Source organism: Vibrio sp. PID23_8 (assembly GCF_003584965.1).
Lineage (GTDB): Bacteria > Pseudomonadota > Gammaproteobacteria > Enterobacterales > Vibrionaceae > Vibrio.
Genome location: NZ_LIXE01000007.1, coordinates 87,903 through 102,654, shown reverse-complemented (window position 1 = coordinate 102,654; position 14,752 = coordinate 87,903). Strand labels below are relative to the sequence as shown.

Sequence of the window (14,752 nt, the reverse complement as noted above, 5' to 3'; positions counted from 1 at the left end):
ACAAAGCCAAATACCCAAGCAACCTCAACATACATAGGTATAGTCGAAAAAAAACCGAGCGTGATGCTCGGCGTGGTAATGATTCATCCTGTGCTATAACGCATAGGAATAGCTTATTTAGAAAATGCAGTGCTTGGTATAGCTTGTCGCTTCATTCGCCGTCCATTCACCTTTTGGTTTGTCTTTCAGGTTTTTACACCACTGCTCACTGCCAATGCCATCTTGAAGGACACAATACTTAGCGAAATCCAAAGCATTGTCAGTGGTCCACTCTGTCTTTGCTTTGTCGCTCATATCGTTACACCAGCCTTCGGTGCCAACTTCATCAGAACACGCGGTAAGAGCGGAAGATGCCAACAGTAGCAGTACCAGATTTTTCATAAAATTAAGTGCCCAGTTACAAACAGTGAATGAAATATACCGAAATTATCATTGCCAGTGTTAAAAAATCGACAATTTTAATTCAGTCAACTTCGATGCGTTAATAGAGCGTTTGTTTGTGCATCCGTCGAGCTTGAACTAATGCTTTAAGGTCCACCGAACCGGTGCCAAAGCAAGATAAACGCAACTCAAGTGCCATTTGCTCTAAGTGTTCAACTACTGCTTGTGTGCTGATTGTGCCAGCTCTCAATACTGCGCCTGCCTGACCAACAAGGTTTGCACCTAGATGAATGGCTTTTGCTGCTTCAAGTCCATTGTATATCCCACCAGAAGCAATCAATGGTAACTCTGAGTATTGACCTCGAATTTGCGCTAAACATCGTGCGGTAGGCATACCCCAATCACGGAACAGTTCTGCTGCATGCTGCATTTTACTGTCAGTCTGGCAATAACCCTCGACGGCAGACCAGCTTGTACCACCAGCCCCCGCGACATCAATCGCATCCACACCAACGTCGACCAATTGTGTGGCAACCGCTCCGCTGATACCAAAACCGACCTCTTTGACGATCATCGGCACATCAATGCGTTGCTTTAACTGCTCAATCGACTTAAGCACGCCAATCCAGTTGTAGTCACCATTTTGCTGCAAAGCTTCTTGCATTGGGTTCAAGTGTATAAACAATGCATCGGCTTGAATGAAGTCGACTGCGCGTTGTGCATTGTCGAGACGCTGTTTATCTCTTAGTTGGGCGGCACCTAAATTGGAATACAAAGGCACGCCATCAGCTAGGTCACGAATGGTTTTACCTAACCCTGAATGTAAACTGTCTTCTAAGCTTACGCGCTGCGAACCAACCCCCATCGCAATACCCATTTCACTCGCAGCCTCTGCCAAGCGGCAGTTAATGATCTCGGCCTCTTTCGCGCCGCCCGTCATTGAGCTAATAAGAAATGGCAACGCCAGTTGGTGACCTAAGAATTCTGTCGATAAGTCGATGCCTTTAAAATCACATTCTGGCAAAGCGCAATGTTCAAATTCGACAGACTCGAAACCCGCTGTTTTGTGTTTCATACTCATGTCATGATGTAAAACAGCGTCTAGGTGTAAGTCTTTTCGGTTAGTCTGCGGTGCCATAATGTAGCCTTGAAGTGGAATAATGGCGCATTGTTGCGATCCTTAACATTGACGTCAATGCGAAAATTTAGAAATAACCTATCTTCTTTTCCGCACCCAATCGCCTGTACTTATCTCCAGAACCCTGCACCTTCTCGATACCTTTCCATACTAGTACAGTGAAAAACGAGGGCGTAGTCAAAAATATTCTACCAATGCGGTTACACACTCGAATACCCGCCTCGCCATGCCAAAACGGCAAATGGCAAATGGCAAATGGCAATCTCAACATGGACAATGACTTGAGACTATAATCGAGCCTTAGTGCTTTTTATACGACCTCATTAAACTTCCATTTACTGACCCACAATAATCCATTTTGCGATGAAACTGATTCATGTACTGGCCTAATCTCGCAAGTGCAATCACGAACTCGAAAACCAAAGCCCACCAAGTTCACAATCACATATCGTTCAATATCCAACCACACATTGCCCTTGTAAGCTTACTTTAATGAATACGGAGGAACTATGAAAAAACAGAATATGACGCTCATATCCCTTGTTATTTCACTGTCATTCACCGCTGCTTCTCAAGCAGATGAAATGATTAGAAATGGCAACTTTACCAATGGCATCGATGGCTGGTGGACAGCGGGGGGCTCGATTGACACCAGTGGCGACGAAGCGTGCATGGAGATAACCAATCCTGGCACCAATGCTTGGAGCATTATTTTAGGCCACGGTGGTGTGGGGCTTGAGAAAGGCCAAGAGTACACCATCAGTTTCGATGCGAGAGCCGATGTCGATACTCAGGTTAAAACCCTAATTCAACATGAAGGTCCTCCTTATACTCACTACTTTACTGAAGACACGCGGATTGGTAAAACCACACAGTCTTATCGCTATCAATTTACTCAGCAGCACGATAGCGACGCTGGCGGTGAGTTTCAGTTCCAAATGGGCGCACAGAAGCCTGCCACCATTTGTATCACCAACGTTTCCATTGACGGTAAGCCGTATATTCATATCGCAGAAACCTCACCAATTCGTCAAAACCAGGTTGGTTTTTTGCCAAAGGCCGACAAATTTATTTTCGTGGCGTCTGAATCTACGGAACCACTGCGTTGGACACTTAAAAATGCACAAGGTATCAGTATTGACCTAGGCCAAACCACGCCGTTTGGCCTCAATACAGCCTCGGGTGAAAATCTGCACCGCATCGATCTGTCTCATTACACCACACAGCAAAAAGGGCTGACCATCACCGTTGATGACGAAACGGGGTTCCCGTTTGATATTCGCAATGACATCTACCACTCATTGAAGCACGACGCGTTTTCCTATTTTTACCAAAACCGCAGTGGTATTGAGATTAAGCCACAATATGTCCAACGGGACGACCTAGCAAGACCTGCTGGCCATACTAAAGATATTGTCACCTGCTACGACAAGCAAGACGCATGGGGCAATGACTGGCCTGGCTGTGACTTTTCGATTGACGTCACGGGTGGCTGGTATGATGCTGGCGATCACGGTAAATACACGGTGAATAGCGGCATCACGACATGGACCCTGCTAAATTTGTACGAACGTGGCACATGGGTCGAGGGCGCTGCGCTGCCATTCTCTGATGGCTCGGCAAAAATTCCTGAGCCACAAGACGGGGTCAATGCGCTGCTTTCTGAAGCACGTTGGAATATAGAGTTCATGCTTGCAATGCAAATTCCGCAAGGCAAAATGGTGTATGCGCCAATTGGTGACCAGTCAGATGGCAAAAAGTTGCAACTGAGCAAAGTTGATGGTTCACACCTAGCGTTCCATAAAATTGCCGATGAAGTATGGACAGGGATGCCTCTCCCTCCACACAAAGACACTCAAAAACGTTATGTTGGTCAGCCAAGTACAGCAGCAACACTCAACCTTGCCGCAATTGGTGCTCAATGTTCACGTATCTGGAAAAACATCGATGCGAGCTTCTCCAAACAGTGTTTAACGGCGGCTGAAAACGCTTGGAAAGCGGCAAATCGCTTACCTGAGATCTATGCTTATGACAACTTTACCGGCTCTGGCCCTTATGATGATCTGTCACTAAGCGATGATTTTTACTGGGCGGCAACTGAGCTCTTTATTGCGACAGGAAACCCTAACTATAAAGCCTTCCTAGAAGCTTCACCTCACTACCTAGAAACACCAAAAGGTAATCAGGCCACCGATGGCGACATCTTCTGGCAATATACTGCGCCACTTGGCACCATCAGTTTAGCGGTTGTGCCACATACCTTGGGAGAGGGCGTGACCCTTAAGGCACGTCAGGCGATTATCCACACCGCAAACCAATACGTAGGCCAGATGAAAAATGAAGGCTACCACATTCCTTACAGCGTGAAGTCTTACCCTTGGGGTTCAAATTCCAACCTTGTAAATCGCAGCATTTTCCTTATCTATGCCAACGACTTTAGCCAAGATATACGCTACTTGAAATCCGTAGCCAACGCGATGGACTATGTACTGGGCGCAAACCCAATGAACATCTCATATGTCACAGGCTACGGCACTCGCGCAGCGCAAAATCCACATCACCGCTTCTGGGCAAAAGCCGTTGATGAAAATTCACCCGCACCTGCACCCGGTGCGCTGATTGGAGGGCCAAACTCCATCAACTTTAGTGACCCTATTGCCGCGGGCATGAAAGGCAATTGTATCGGTCAAACCTGTTACAAAGACAATATCAATGCCTGGTCGCTCAATGAGATCACCATCAACTGGAATGCACCTCTGGTTTGGGTCAGTGCAGCGTTAGATGAGGGTAAACTTAACTAAATCTGAATCATAAAACACGAAGTCGCATCAAGGATATTTTCGTCTTTGATGCGCCAGTTACCTCTTCTTTCAACGCACACAAACAAGCACAAGAGTTTGCTGCTTAATAAGAGTTAATTCGCTAAGAAATTAAAATAATTGAAAAATTTGAACTTAGCCCACTATTGGTAAGCTGTCAGTTTTCATTGCCATTCATTAATAATGAATCGCTCATCTCCCAAATTTTACGACCCATGTTGTACATTTCGCTCGCCTGTAACACAGTGGACTAACCTTTAATAATACAAGCGATGACAAATCAGAACATTCGTCATCATTGTTAGATAGGGAGTACGCGTTGTTTACCTTATTAGCGGTGATTTTGGCATTTTTCGCCATGCTCATTACATTGAAGGCGGTCGGCCGAGTGTCGAGATTGGAAGATGAAATATCTCAACTGCATAAAGAGTTAGCTGAGTTACGCTCACGCCTTTCCGAGTGCGTCACACCTCAAAGCCAGCAACGCTTTGAACCGACGTCAAATGTTGAGTCATCGCCCTCTTCATCGAATGCATTCACCACCTTAGATGATCTTGAGATCGCGTCAGATCCTATCCAAGATCTCGCCGACAACGAACAATTGCAACATCAGCAAAAACTAATATTTGAACCTTGCAATCCAGACTCCGATGACGTACATATTGCTCGCCTTAATCAAATCAACGAGTCTGTGTTTGAAAAACAAGCCAATAAGTTACTAGCCAACATTCAAGAGAACTGGTTAGTTTGGGTTGGCGCGATCGCCATGCTGATTGGTGGTGGCTATTTAGTGCAAGTGATTGGCAGTCATATTGAACTCTCCCCTCTGATGCGCGTCACCATTGCCTTCTCGCTCTCTCTTGCCACCGTCCTCGCAGGCGAATGGTTCCACCGCAAAGAGCAGAAAAACCCCGAGCGTGCCAAACGAGCTCACGGCTTTACGTATGTCCCCGCTGCCATTGCCGGAACAGGCTTAACTGGCGTTTACTGCACCGTCATTTTTGCCTTTGTTTTTTATCAGCTGCTATTGCCGAGTGTTTCTTTAGTTATCCTAGCGGGTGCCGCTTTCTCTAGTCTTGCGCTGTCTCTGCGCCAAGGCCCGTTGATGGCTGTGCTTGGTCTCATTGGTGGATATTCAGCGCCGTTGTGGGTTGCAGGAACCGAGCCCAATTACTACCTATTGGCGAGCTACATCAGCGCAATATCCTTCGCCGCGACCTTATTGATGCAATCCGTCCAGCGAGCGTGGCTGTCGCCTAGTATTACTATCCCTCACCTGTTGTGGATGTTGGTCTTGATCGAACGCCTGCCAACTGACACGTTATTCTCATGGTTGGGTATCTTCCTATCATTAACCTTATATCTGGTCTTTGCTGTACCAAGGCTGGGGTGGGCACTCCATCCACGTTATCGTCATTGCCACGGCAAGTGGACGCATCCGCCAACAGCCATCGCACTGACACTTGTTCTTTTGATGCTGTCTGCACTCGCTCGGATGCCGACAATTAATATCACACAAATGCTGTATCTATATGCGTTTCTGCTGGCATTAATCTGGCTACCTGCGATTCGCCAAAGTTGGTCTTTACGCTTATTCCTTCCAAGCACGTTGATTACCGCAACCGCAATTTTTCTGCTCTCCATTGCACTAGAGTCCATTTACATGTCCGACGCACAAACATGGGTATTAGTGGCATTGGCAGTCAGCATTACTTTGACCGCACTACGAACACTTTGCCAAACCCTTGCTGGTGATCGTTCACCAATCGCGCTGATGTTGTTGCTTGTCCTCGCCCCATCAATGGCGCTGATAACTTTGCTCTACGCCGATGAGTTTATGGGCCGTCACGTTCTGGGTTGGACCGCATTCACCGCACTCGTCGCATTCTATTACCTAGTACTTGGACACCGTCTTCAAGCTGTAGCACTGGAATGTTCTGCCATCATGCATGCCATCATTGCCGGAACGGCTTTTGTTTGGCTAAGTGACACTTGGTTCACCACTGCCATTTCGATCCAAGTGGCGGTAATGGCGCTGCAAACTCAAATTAACCTGTTCCGCCCTGCCAATTGGGCCGTGAAAGTCGCAATGGGCATCTTGGTCGTTCGTCTGACCTTATTACCTTTTATTCCACAGTGGCAGCCTGTCAATGCTGGTCACTGGGCTTGGGTACTGATCAGTTATCTGCCTTCTTTGGCAATTCTTGCTTACGCACGTACCGTATTGCATCGCTCAGATACAGAGCTCGCCAATTGGTTTGAAGGTGCGTTCTTACATGTGTTCTTGATGGCGGTGTTCACCCAAACCAACTACTGGCTGACAGGGCAATACGGCTACCTTGGCGACATCGATTTCACTTCGGCGATTGTGTTTGCTAACCAAGCATTAGTGATGGGTTTGGTTTATAGCTATCGCAGCCAGTTTGCGCAGAAACTAGCACGGGTTTATCAAGCTTACAGCTACCTGCTTTGGGGCACCTTTGTTGTATTGATGATGCTACTCAATAGCCTTGAGTCGCCGTTGATGATCAATAATGTTTCCGCGGAGTCTTTGCCTGTATTCAACATGCTGTCACTCGGATGGCTGCTGCCTGCGGTTATTTTACTAGTCACCACTTACAAGCGTTGGAACACATTACAGATCCCGCGCCCTGTAGTCGCAAGTTTTGGGCTTATCTTAGCGACCGCTTGGCTAGGTATGTCGGTTCGTCAGTTCTGGCAACCTGTCTCGATGACCCTAGCTCAACCGACTGGCATGGCTGAGCTTTTTACCTACTCGATTGCCGGGTTGATTGTCGGTGGCATACTGACTTGGGTAGGCGCAACACGTAAAGCAATGACAATTCAGCGTATTGGTCTGGCAGTGTTAGCGTGTGTCGCGCTGAAGGTGTTCTTGTGGGATGTAAGCTCACTGGATGGTTTCTGGCGTGCGATCAGCTTCTTAGGCTTAGGCGCATCACTGATTGGATTGGGATGGTTATTCCAAAAACTGCATCGCTCAGTGGCGGAATCGGTGGAACAAGTGGAATAGAGTTCAGGATTATATAGCGGTGATTCCCAACTCGTTTCTAGGTTACGCAACCACTGGTGAATTGAGAAGGGAATCTTGGAGTGTTCTTGAAGGGCTATTTCAACAGCGCCACCACGGTATGGCGACGCACATTCGCTTGTGCATTGAGCGCTTGGAATGTCGAGCTAAACTGGCCTGAGCTTGCCATAAAGTCATCGAGCTTCGCATTTACATCAGCAACACTCATCTGGTTAGATTGACTCTGCACAGAGCGCATTTGTAAGTTCAATTCACCGTGAAACACTTTGGCTTCTTCCAAGCTGTTTTGCACTTGTCTAATATGCTGGTTCACTTTGGCGATGGTCTGTTTGATGCCATCACGAGAGCCTAAATCAAAGCTTAACTCAGCGATGCCATCCGGTTCTGATTTTAGGTTCAGCACATTCGCTTGCCCTGCAGGAAAACGATGACCTTCACCCGTCACTAACACTTTTTGCTGCATTTGTTGATATGCAGTCTCGTGCGCTTCAAACAAGATGGTGCCATCTTCTGCCAGTGATGCTCGCATGCCCATCGCAATCAAACTGCGGTCGAGCATTTTCACGGTACGTGCACCATCGGCTTGACCATCGAATTGGATCATCACCGATTGGCCTTGCGGAAAGTCCAAGCGGATTTGCTCAGCTTTCTCACTCAAACGATGCACGTTCAAACCGGGGATCGAGAATCGACGGATATCCGCTTTATCCAGCTTGAGGTGCAGTTCGTTATCAATCACTTTCTGCCCATCAAAACGAGCTTGCTCAACCACTTGTTGAATCGATGCTTTAGAACGAACGAGCCCTTCTTGCAGACCAGGGACATTCTGTGCACCTTGGTTGACGGCTTGTGTCAAACCTCGCTTGATTTGAGTCAGCTCCTTACCAATCACTTGCAACGATTTACAGGCAATTTGTACCGCTGTTGCTTGTTGCTGACCTTGAGTAAGCTGAATACCGGAAACAGAATAGGCTGACGCTGTGTCAGCCTGAACTTGCGTAGGACGCGGCTTAATCGCACTGCTCGAATCCGCTGAGCGGGTTGGCATGATAGAGGCTTGTTCTTGCCCACCTAAGCGTATGCTATGGGGTCTTACCTCTACTGTGCTCATCACCATACAAAACTTCCTTAAATACGATCAAACAGGTTGAGATCGTTGATCTTCACGTAGCTAGCTTGCGTTGCTTGTAACGCGGCCATGTAGTTGCTTAAACGTACTGATGCTTCACTGTAATCCAATGCCGATAAGTCACTGGTCACCTTGTCAACGAACAGTTTGTTTTCACCGTGTGCGCTGTCCATTAGGTCAAGGTTGTTATGGCGACCACCGATTTCTGTCATCGCTCCCAGTACGTTCGCCAAGGTATCATCAATCGCAGATAAGCTCGCGTCTACCTCCGCTTGAAAATTCGGACTCGGGTTCTCAAATTCCGCAATCAAAACGTCGATTTGGTTCAACACATTATCGCCACCACCAAGTTCCAGGATCTCTTTTGCCGTCATATTGGAATCCATGGTCACGCCCTTTGCAACGGTTACCACGCGTTTGTCGCTGTTGCCATCAACTTGGTACGCACCACCAGCATTACTCACCGCAGGCTTGTCCGTCTGAGTACCTGAAAACAGGTAGTGGCCTTCTTCGTCTTGGGCATTGAATGAAGACTCAATCGAATCACGGTAGCTTTTTAGCTCGATGATCATGCCACTGCGGTCTTCATCGGTTAATGTGCCGTTCGCGCCCCAAAGCACCAAATCACGCACGCTCTTTAGGCTTTCATTAATGGAGTCCAAGTGGGTTTCTTGGGCAGAAAGTGTGGTTTTCAGGTTGGCGATATTACTTTGATACTGGCCGATCGCGCTGTTTTCACGCTCAAGGTTCAGCAGCTTAATCGACGCCATTGGGTCATCAGAAAGCTTGGTTAATCGGTCACCCGTGGCCATTTGTTGAAGAACATGCCCTAAACCTGCGTTGTTGGTTTGCAGACTTTGCAGCATCAACTGGCTAAATTGACTGTCACTGATTCGCATCTCGGGTTCCTTTTAGAATAACTGCAATACAGAGTCGAAGAGCTGGTTAGCGGTGCTAATAACTTTCATGTTGGCGTTGTGTGCGTTAGCGAATGTCATCAGATTTGCCGCTTCTTCATCGCTGTTAACGGCGCTAACATTGTCGCGCGCCGCATGCGCTTGTTTGTTCATTGCGGCTTTGGCTTCGTAATCCGCTTCTGCTTGGCGTGCTTTGATCGCTGTTTCACCGACCATTGCGGTGAACGCATCGTTCAAGCTCAGCGAACCATAGCCAGTGACTGAAACCGGCTTATTGCTAAGTTGAATCAGGTCATTCAATACATCCGCATTACCCGGCGTGCCGTCGCTGGAGAATGCTAATTCTTCCGCGCTGATATCGGTAATGGTTAGGCTTGCAGCAGGGTTTGCAGGATCGTAACTAAACAATGGTGTGCCCGGATTGCCGTTGAGATCTTGCCCGGTTGCCAGCACTGCGTTGTATTCATCCGCCAACGCTTTAGCCATGTCATCCAAAGCAACTTGGTTTGGCTTTAGCACTTCGGTTTGATAATCGTTAATCGCACCCAACTTGCCGCCTACCGAGTGGTCAATGACAAAGCTTTGCGATGCAAAATCGACACTCAAATCGGCAAGATATGGGTCAGTTGGGTTGGGTTTTGCCGCTAGCTGACCGTAATCCGATCCCATCACCAATGGCTGACCAGAAGCCAGTGTCACTTGCATGCTGCCGTCTGGTTGGTCGGTCGTTTTGATTTCAACAATCTGAGAAAGTTCGTCAATCAACGCATCACGAGTATCCATCAATTGAGCTGGGTTACCGCCTATGCCTTGCATCTCGACTATCTGCTTGTTCACATCAGCAATGTTCGCCATCAAGCTATTGGCATGGTTCAACGCCGCAGTACGCTGGTCACTCATGTCTTTGTGTTGATTATGAAGAGACTCAGTTAGCGTATTGAAACGACGCGCTAACGCTTCTGATTCATTAATGATTTGCTGACGGTATGGAATCGATTCCGGTTTTACCGTGGCATCATTAAGTGCGGCGTTAAAGGAATCTAAACCTGCTGAAACACTGAATCCATCAGCGCCAAGCGTGTTCTCAAGCTGACTCATCGCGCTGGTATAGCCTGCCGAATAAGCCGCTAAACTGTTAGTAGACCATGTTTGCTTAACCAAGAACTGGTCCGTTACGCGACGAATACTCGTCACTTCAACACCCATGCCAGGGCTGAGTTTGTTGTACTTACCGTCACCAACGGATGCCATCAGCGCTTGTTGTCGGCTGTATCCCGGTGTGTTGATATTAGCCACGTTTTGCGCGGTCACATCCAACGCCACACGGTTCGCGTTTAAGCCTGAAAGGGCGATATTCACAAGGTTCATTTACAGCTCCATTTTCCTAATCAGCGGCTGAGTAAACGCGGTCGTCATTCCGGCTTCACCGAGCACTTGTTTAACAGAGGCGACCGCTTGCTGCATGGGATTAACTGCATCGGTTGTCATCGCGATGTCACCCTTTTCAAGTTGTGATTTGCGTTCAAGACTGACCTCTTTTCCATCGTTTGCTGGAGAGACATTGCGTGATTGGTCGAACGCCACTTCGCGCATTGAAGGGCTAAGTTGCTGGATCAGCATATTGGCGATACCGGAGTTCTGTTTTTTCGCCAACTCCATCGCTAATTGTCCATCGTACATATCGCGAAACACGCCTTGTTGCTGGCTAGCAAACGGGCTGTCTTTGTCGGCCAATACATCACTGCTGCTGCGCATTTGACGCAGCACCATTTGTAGGAACATCGCCTCGAATTGACCCGCAACCACTTCAAGAGCACCTTCTTGGTCGCGACTTTTCTTGATGCTCGCTAGGGCACTGTTGTCGTGATACAGCATGGTATTGAGTTGAGCTTGATCGCCGCTCGTATCTAACTTCATCGCTAACTCCTTAAATCACCACAAGTTCAGCATTCAGCGCACCCGCTTCGTTCAATGCTTGCAGAATCGACATCAGATCCGTTGGCGTAGCACCTAAGCTGTTTACAGCGTTGACAATGGTGTTCAGTTCCGTACCCGGAGGCCAAATCACCATTTGCGCCTGATCTTCGTTTACTTCGATTTGGGTTTGATCCACGACTTTGGTTTCACCATCAGCAAACGCGTTAGGCTGGCTGACTTGTTGAGATTCGGAGATTCGAACGGTCAAGTTGCCGTGGCTTACTGCCGCTTCACCAACCTTAACATTCTTACCAATCACCACAGTACCCGTACGAGAGTTGAATACGATTCGAGCCGGTTTACGGCCTTCTTCCACGCTCATTTCTTCCAACATCGACATCATGGTGACACGCTGTTGGGTATCCATTGGCGCACGCATTTCTACACGCGCTTTGTTGATCGCTTTTGCCACATTTGGGCCAAAGGTATTGTTGATTTCACGGGCGATGTTCTTTGCTGTCGTAAAGCTTGGTTTGCGTAGATTCAAAGTAATTTCGTCACGCTGGTTAAAGTCAGTTTCGATTTCTCGCTCCAACGTTGCACCATTTGGAATGCGACCTGCGGTTGGTGTGTTTACTTCTACCTTAGAGCCACTTTTACCCTCGGCGGATAAGCCCCCCACCACCACACTGCCTTGAGCGATGGCATACACTTCGCCATCAATACCGCGCAGTGGCGTCAACAGTAATGTGCCACCACGCAAGCTTTTCGCATCACCGATAGAGGAAACCACCACATCCAGTGTTTGACCTGGGCCAGCCATTGGGTCAACGGATGCGGTAACGCTTACGGACGCCACGTTACGTAATTTTGGGTTCATGCTGTCATCAATCTGAACCCCAAATTGGCGCAGCATGTTGGTAATGGATTGAGCGGTGAATTTCACTTGGTTACGGTCACCTTGACCGGCCAAACCCACCACTAAACCGTAACCGACCAATTGGTTTTCTCGGATGCCCTGAACATCCACCAAATCCATGATCGGAATTTCCACTTCAGCTTGTGAAGTGGCAGGAAGTCCCAAGGACAAAGCCAATAGAAAAGAAGTAAAAAATGCGTTAATAGACTTCATTAGAATGGTACCCATGGGCTGTTGAAGAACTGCGTCAGCCACCCGGCTGCGTTGCTATCGGCTAATGCGCCGCGACCTGCGTAGGTAATACGAGCATCAGCAATACGCTGAGAAGAAACTTGGTTGCTGCGGTTGATGTCATCAACGCGCACAATGCCTGTGAGCCGGATAAATTCATCGCCTTGGTTGAGTCGCAGCCATTTTTCACCGCTAATGCGAAGCACACCATTTGGCAATACCTCATGCACAGTCACGGTGATCGCACCTTGTAATTTGTTGCCTTGCGAGCTGGATGCACTGCCATCAAAGTTGCGGCTGCCATCAATACTCACGCCTAGCTCATCAATGGTTTGGGTGCCAATGGTTGCCGCGGCAAAGTCTACGGTTGAGCTTTTGCCAAACTGTGTGCCTGCCTTCTTACTTGAAGAGGTTTCTTCAAAGAGCTGCACGGTCAAAACATCACCGACTCGGTAGGCTCGGCGATCTTGAAATAACGTCATTGTGTATTGGTGACGATAAAGGCTGCCGGACTTGGTCTCTGGCAAGGTGTAATCCAACACTGGTGGCGCGTATTCCTCTGTGTTTGGCTCGGGTGGAATAAATTCATCACGACCCGCACACCCCACCAGCAACACGACGGCAACTGCCCAACTCTTCGATAGCCATTTCATTGCTTTTTCCTTCATCATCACCAATTTCTTACTTACATCGATTGCGCGACAAACTTCAGCATGTCGTCTGCGGCAGAGACTACTTTGGCGTTCATCTCGTACGCGCGTTGAGTGGTGATCATGTCGACCATCTCTTCCACTACTTGCACGTTTGAGCCTTCTAAAGCCCCCTGTTTGATGCTGCCTGCACCGTCTTCGCCCGCAATCAATTCATCCGCAGGACCACTTGCTTCTGTCTCGCGGAATAAGTTGCCACCAACAGCTTCTAGACCCGCTGGGTTGATAAACTTCGCTAGCGTAATCTGACCCAGTTGCTGTGGCGTTGGATCGTCTGCAGAGGTTGTCGTTACCGTGCCATCCACACCCACAGAGAACGAAATCGCGTTGTCTGGGATTTGAATTTGCGGTTCCAGTGGCAAGCCTTGGCTGTTGACCATCAAACCCTCTGAGTTGATGTGGAACTGACCATTACGCGTATACATGATCTGACCGTCAGAGTTTTCGATTTGGAAAAAGCCTTGTCCCATCACCGCTAAATCCAACTCTTGAGTGGTATTTTGAGTGTTGCCCTGAGTGAAGACTTTCTGCGTTCCCACAACACGAACACCGGAACCAAGCTGAACACCGCTTGGTAGTTCATTCACTTGGTCGACTTGCGCACCGGGTTGACGCTGAATGCTGTAGAACAAGTCTTCAAACACCACGCGATCGCGCTTAAAGCCGACCGTGTTGACGTTCGCTAGGTTGTTAGAGATGGCAGTCATTTTCGTATCTTGAGCTGCCATGCCCGTCTTACTTACCCATAATGCTGAATGCATTGGTTATCTCCTTTGGACGAGAATCCCTTCGTGTAAGGGTTATCTCGCCGCCATCAATTTGTTTCCGGCTTGCGCCAAGGTTTCTGCGGTTTTCATCATGCGTACTTGCATTTCGAAGTTACGCGTCAGCGACATCACGCTCAGCAGTTCATCAATGGCAGACACGTTACTGCCCTCAATGTGCTCTGGAGAAAGCTGCACGGTTTCATCCGCAGGGAAAGGCACGCCATCTACGCTATGTAGCAAGCTGTCGCTCTCTTTTTGCAGTTGGTTGATTGTCGGTTTTACTAGCTTTAAGGTGCCCACTTCCACTTCTGCACCGCCACCCGGTGGAATGACAGACACACGGCCACGTTCACTGATTTCAATCTTCTGAAAATCAGGCACCACCATAGGGCCGTTTTCACCCACAACAGGGAAGCCATTGATACTCATTGCGCCAAAGGTATCGACTTTGATATTGCCCGCTCGCGTGTAAGCTTCATTGCCAGCAGGTGTTTCAACGGTGAGGTAACCCTCACCCATGATCGCCACATCGAGAGGGCGGCCAGTTTTCATGATGTCGCCAGAATCAAAACGCGTTGCGGCGGAGTTGGTCACCACCATGGTGCGGCCATCAAAGCCCGAACCTTGTAGTTCAACACTGCGAACGCGCTCCATATCGGCACGGAAACCTGCGGTGTCAGCATTCGACAAGTTGTTCGAACGCACGTGCTGAGCCTTGAGGACTCGGCTCGCACCCGACGTGGCAGTAAATAACAAGCTATCCATGCGACTCTCC

Annotated in this window: 12 protein-coding genes; 2 read left to right on the top strand and 10 right to left on the bottom strand. The window is 48.4% G+C overall.

Annotated elements, in window-relative coordinates; translation table 11 throughout:
• Positions 1-117 precede the first annotated feature (117 nt).
• Both AK966_RS13165 and fni read right to left on the bottom strand, forming a co-directional pair.
• Positions 118-381: a DUF3012 domain-containing protein gene (locus AK966_RS13165; protein ID WP_099078257.1), complete on the bottom strand. Its 264-nt coding sequence runs from the start codon at positions 379-381 to the stop codon at positions 118-120.
• Positions 382-481: 100 nt separating this feature from the next.
• Positions 482-1,519, bottom strand: coding sequence for a type 2 isopentenyl-diphosphate Delta-isomerase (gene fni, locus AK966_RS13160; RefSeq protein ID WP_119464313.1), 1,038 nt, complete (start codon positions 1,517-1,519; stop codon positions 482-484).
• Between the two features lie 509 nt (positions 1,520-2,028).
• Between fni and AK966_RS13155 the strand changes: the two genes are divergently transcribed.
• Both AK966_RS13155 and AK966_RS13150 read left to right on the top strand, forming a co-directional pair.
• On the top strand, positions 2,029-4,320 hold the full coding sequence (locus AK966_RS13155) for a glycoside hydrolase family 9 protein (protein WP_119464312.1): 2,292 nt from the start codon (positions 2,029-2,031) through the stop codon (positions 4,318-4,320).
• Between the two features lie 376 nt (positions 4,321-4,696).
• Positions 4,697-7,369 (top strand): DUF2339 domain-containing protein, encoded by a 2,673-nt coding sequence (locus AK966_RS13150; protein ID WP_119464340.1) that lies wholly within the window; start codon positions 4,697-4,699, stop codon positions 7,367-7,369.
• 94 nt (positions 7,370-7,463) lie between these two features.
• On the opposite strand, the gene AK966_RS13145 is transcribed toward AK966_RS13150, so the two are convergent.
• From AK966_RS13145 to flgF, 8 genes are read right to left on the bottom strand one after another with little or no spacing between them, the layout of a single operon-like run.
• The gene (locus AK966_RS13145; protein ID WP_099078260.1) at positions 7,464-8,504 is read right to left on the bottom strand and encodes a flagellin; all 1,041 of its coding nucleotides are present in this window, start codon (positions 8,502-8,504) and stop codon (positions 7,464-7,466) included.
• Positions 8,505-8,515: 11 nt separating this feature from the next.
• The gene (flgL, locus tag AK966_RS13140) at positions 8,516-9,415 is read right to left on the bottom strand and encodes a flagellar hook-associated protein FlgL (RefSeq protein WP_099078261.1); all 900 of its coding nucleotides are present in this window, start codon (positions 9,413-9,415) and stop codon (positions 8,516-8,518) included.
• A 12-nt stretch (positions 9,416-9,427) separates the two neighbouring features.
• Positions 9,428-10,801, bottom strand: coding sequence for a flagellar hook-associated protein FlgK (gene flgK, locus AK966_RS13135; protein ID WP_119464311.1), 1,374 nt, complete (start codon positions 10,799-10,801; stop codon positions 9,428-9,430).
• Positions 10,802-11,350, bottom strand: coding sequence for a rod-binding protein (locus AK966_RS13130; RefSeq protein WP_099078263.1), 549 nt, complete (start codon positions 11,348-11,350; stop codon positions 10,802-10,804).
• A gap of 10 nt (positions 11,351-11,360) precedes the next feature.
• Positions 11,361-12,482: a flagellar basal body P-ring protein FlgI gene (locus AK966_RS13125; protein ID WP_182852673.1), complete on the bottom strand. Its 1,122-nt coding sequence runs from the start codon at positions 12,480-12,482 to the stop codon at positions 11,361-11,363.
• Positions 12,482-13,153, bottom strand: coding sequence for a flagellar basal body L-ring protein FlgH (gene flgH, locus AK966_RS13120; RefSeq protein ID WP_099078265.1), 672 nt, complete (start codon positions 13,151-13,153; stop codon positions 12,482-12,484). The genes AK966_RS13125 and flgH overlap by 1 nt, the downstream gene beginning before the upstream one ends.
• 32 nt (positions 13,154-13,185) lie before the next feature.
• A complete protein-coding gene (flgG, locus tag AK966_RS13115; protein ID WP_005432423.1) occupies positions 13,186-13,971 on the bottom strand; it encodes a flagellar basal-body rod protein FlgG in 786 nt (261 codons plus the stop codon).
• Positions 13,972-14,010: 39 nt separating this feature from the next.
• The gene (gene flgF / locus AK966_RS13110) at positions 14,011-14,742 is read right to left on the bottom strand and encodes a flagellar basal-body rod protein FlgF (protein WP_099078266.1); all 732 of its coding nucleotides are present in this window, start codon (positions 14,740-14,742) and stop codon (positions 14,011-14,013) included.
• Positions 14,743-14,752: the final 10 nt, after the last annotated feature.

Coding starts and splice junctions, on each gene's coding strand:
- AK966_RS13125 (WP_182852673.1), bottom strand. CDS start 12,482: ATGAAGTCTATTAACGCATTTTTTACTTCTTTTCTATTGGCTTTGTCC.
- AK966_RS13155 (WP_119464312.1), top strand. CDS start 2,029: ATGAAAAAACAGAATATGACGCTCATATCCCTTGTTATTTCACTGTCA.
- flgG (WP_005432423.1), bottom strand. CDS start 13,971: ATGCATTCAGCATTATGGGTAAGTAAGACGGGCATGGCAGCTCAAGAT.
- flgL (WP_099078261.1), bottom strand. CDS start 9,415: ATGCGAATCAGTGACAGTCAATTTAGCCAGTTGATGCTGCAAAGTCTG.
- AK966_RS13145 (WP_099078260.1), bottom strand. CDS start 8,504: ATGGTGATGAGCACAGTAGAGGTAAGACCCCATAGCATACGCTTAGGT.
- flgK (WP_119464311.1), bottom strand. CDS start 10,801: ATGAACCTTGTGAATATCGCCCTTTCAGGCTTAAACGCGAACCGTGTG.
- AK966_RS13150 (WP_119464340.1), top strand. CDS start 4,697: ATGCTCATTACATTGAAGGCGGTCGGCCGAGTGTCGAGATTGGAAGAT.
- flgH (WP_099078265.1), bottom strand. CDS start 13,153: ATGAAATGGCTATCGAAGAGTTGGGCAGTTGCCGTCGTGTTGCTGGTG.
- AK966_RS13130 (WP_099078263.1), bottom strand. CDS start 11,350: ATGAAGTTAGATACGAGCGGCGATCAAGCTCAACTCAATACCATGCTG.
- flgF (WP_099078266.1), bottom strand. CDS start 14,742: ATGGATAGCTTGTTATTTACTGCCACGTCGGGTGCGAGCCGAGTCCTC.
- AK966_RS13165 (WP_099078257.1), bottom strand. CDS start 381: ATGAAAAATCTGGTACTGCTACTGTTGGCATCTTCCGCTCTTACCGCG.
- fni (WP_119464313.1), bottom strand. CDS start 1,519: ATGGCACCGCAGACTAACCGAAAAGACTTACACCTAGACGCTGTTTTA.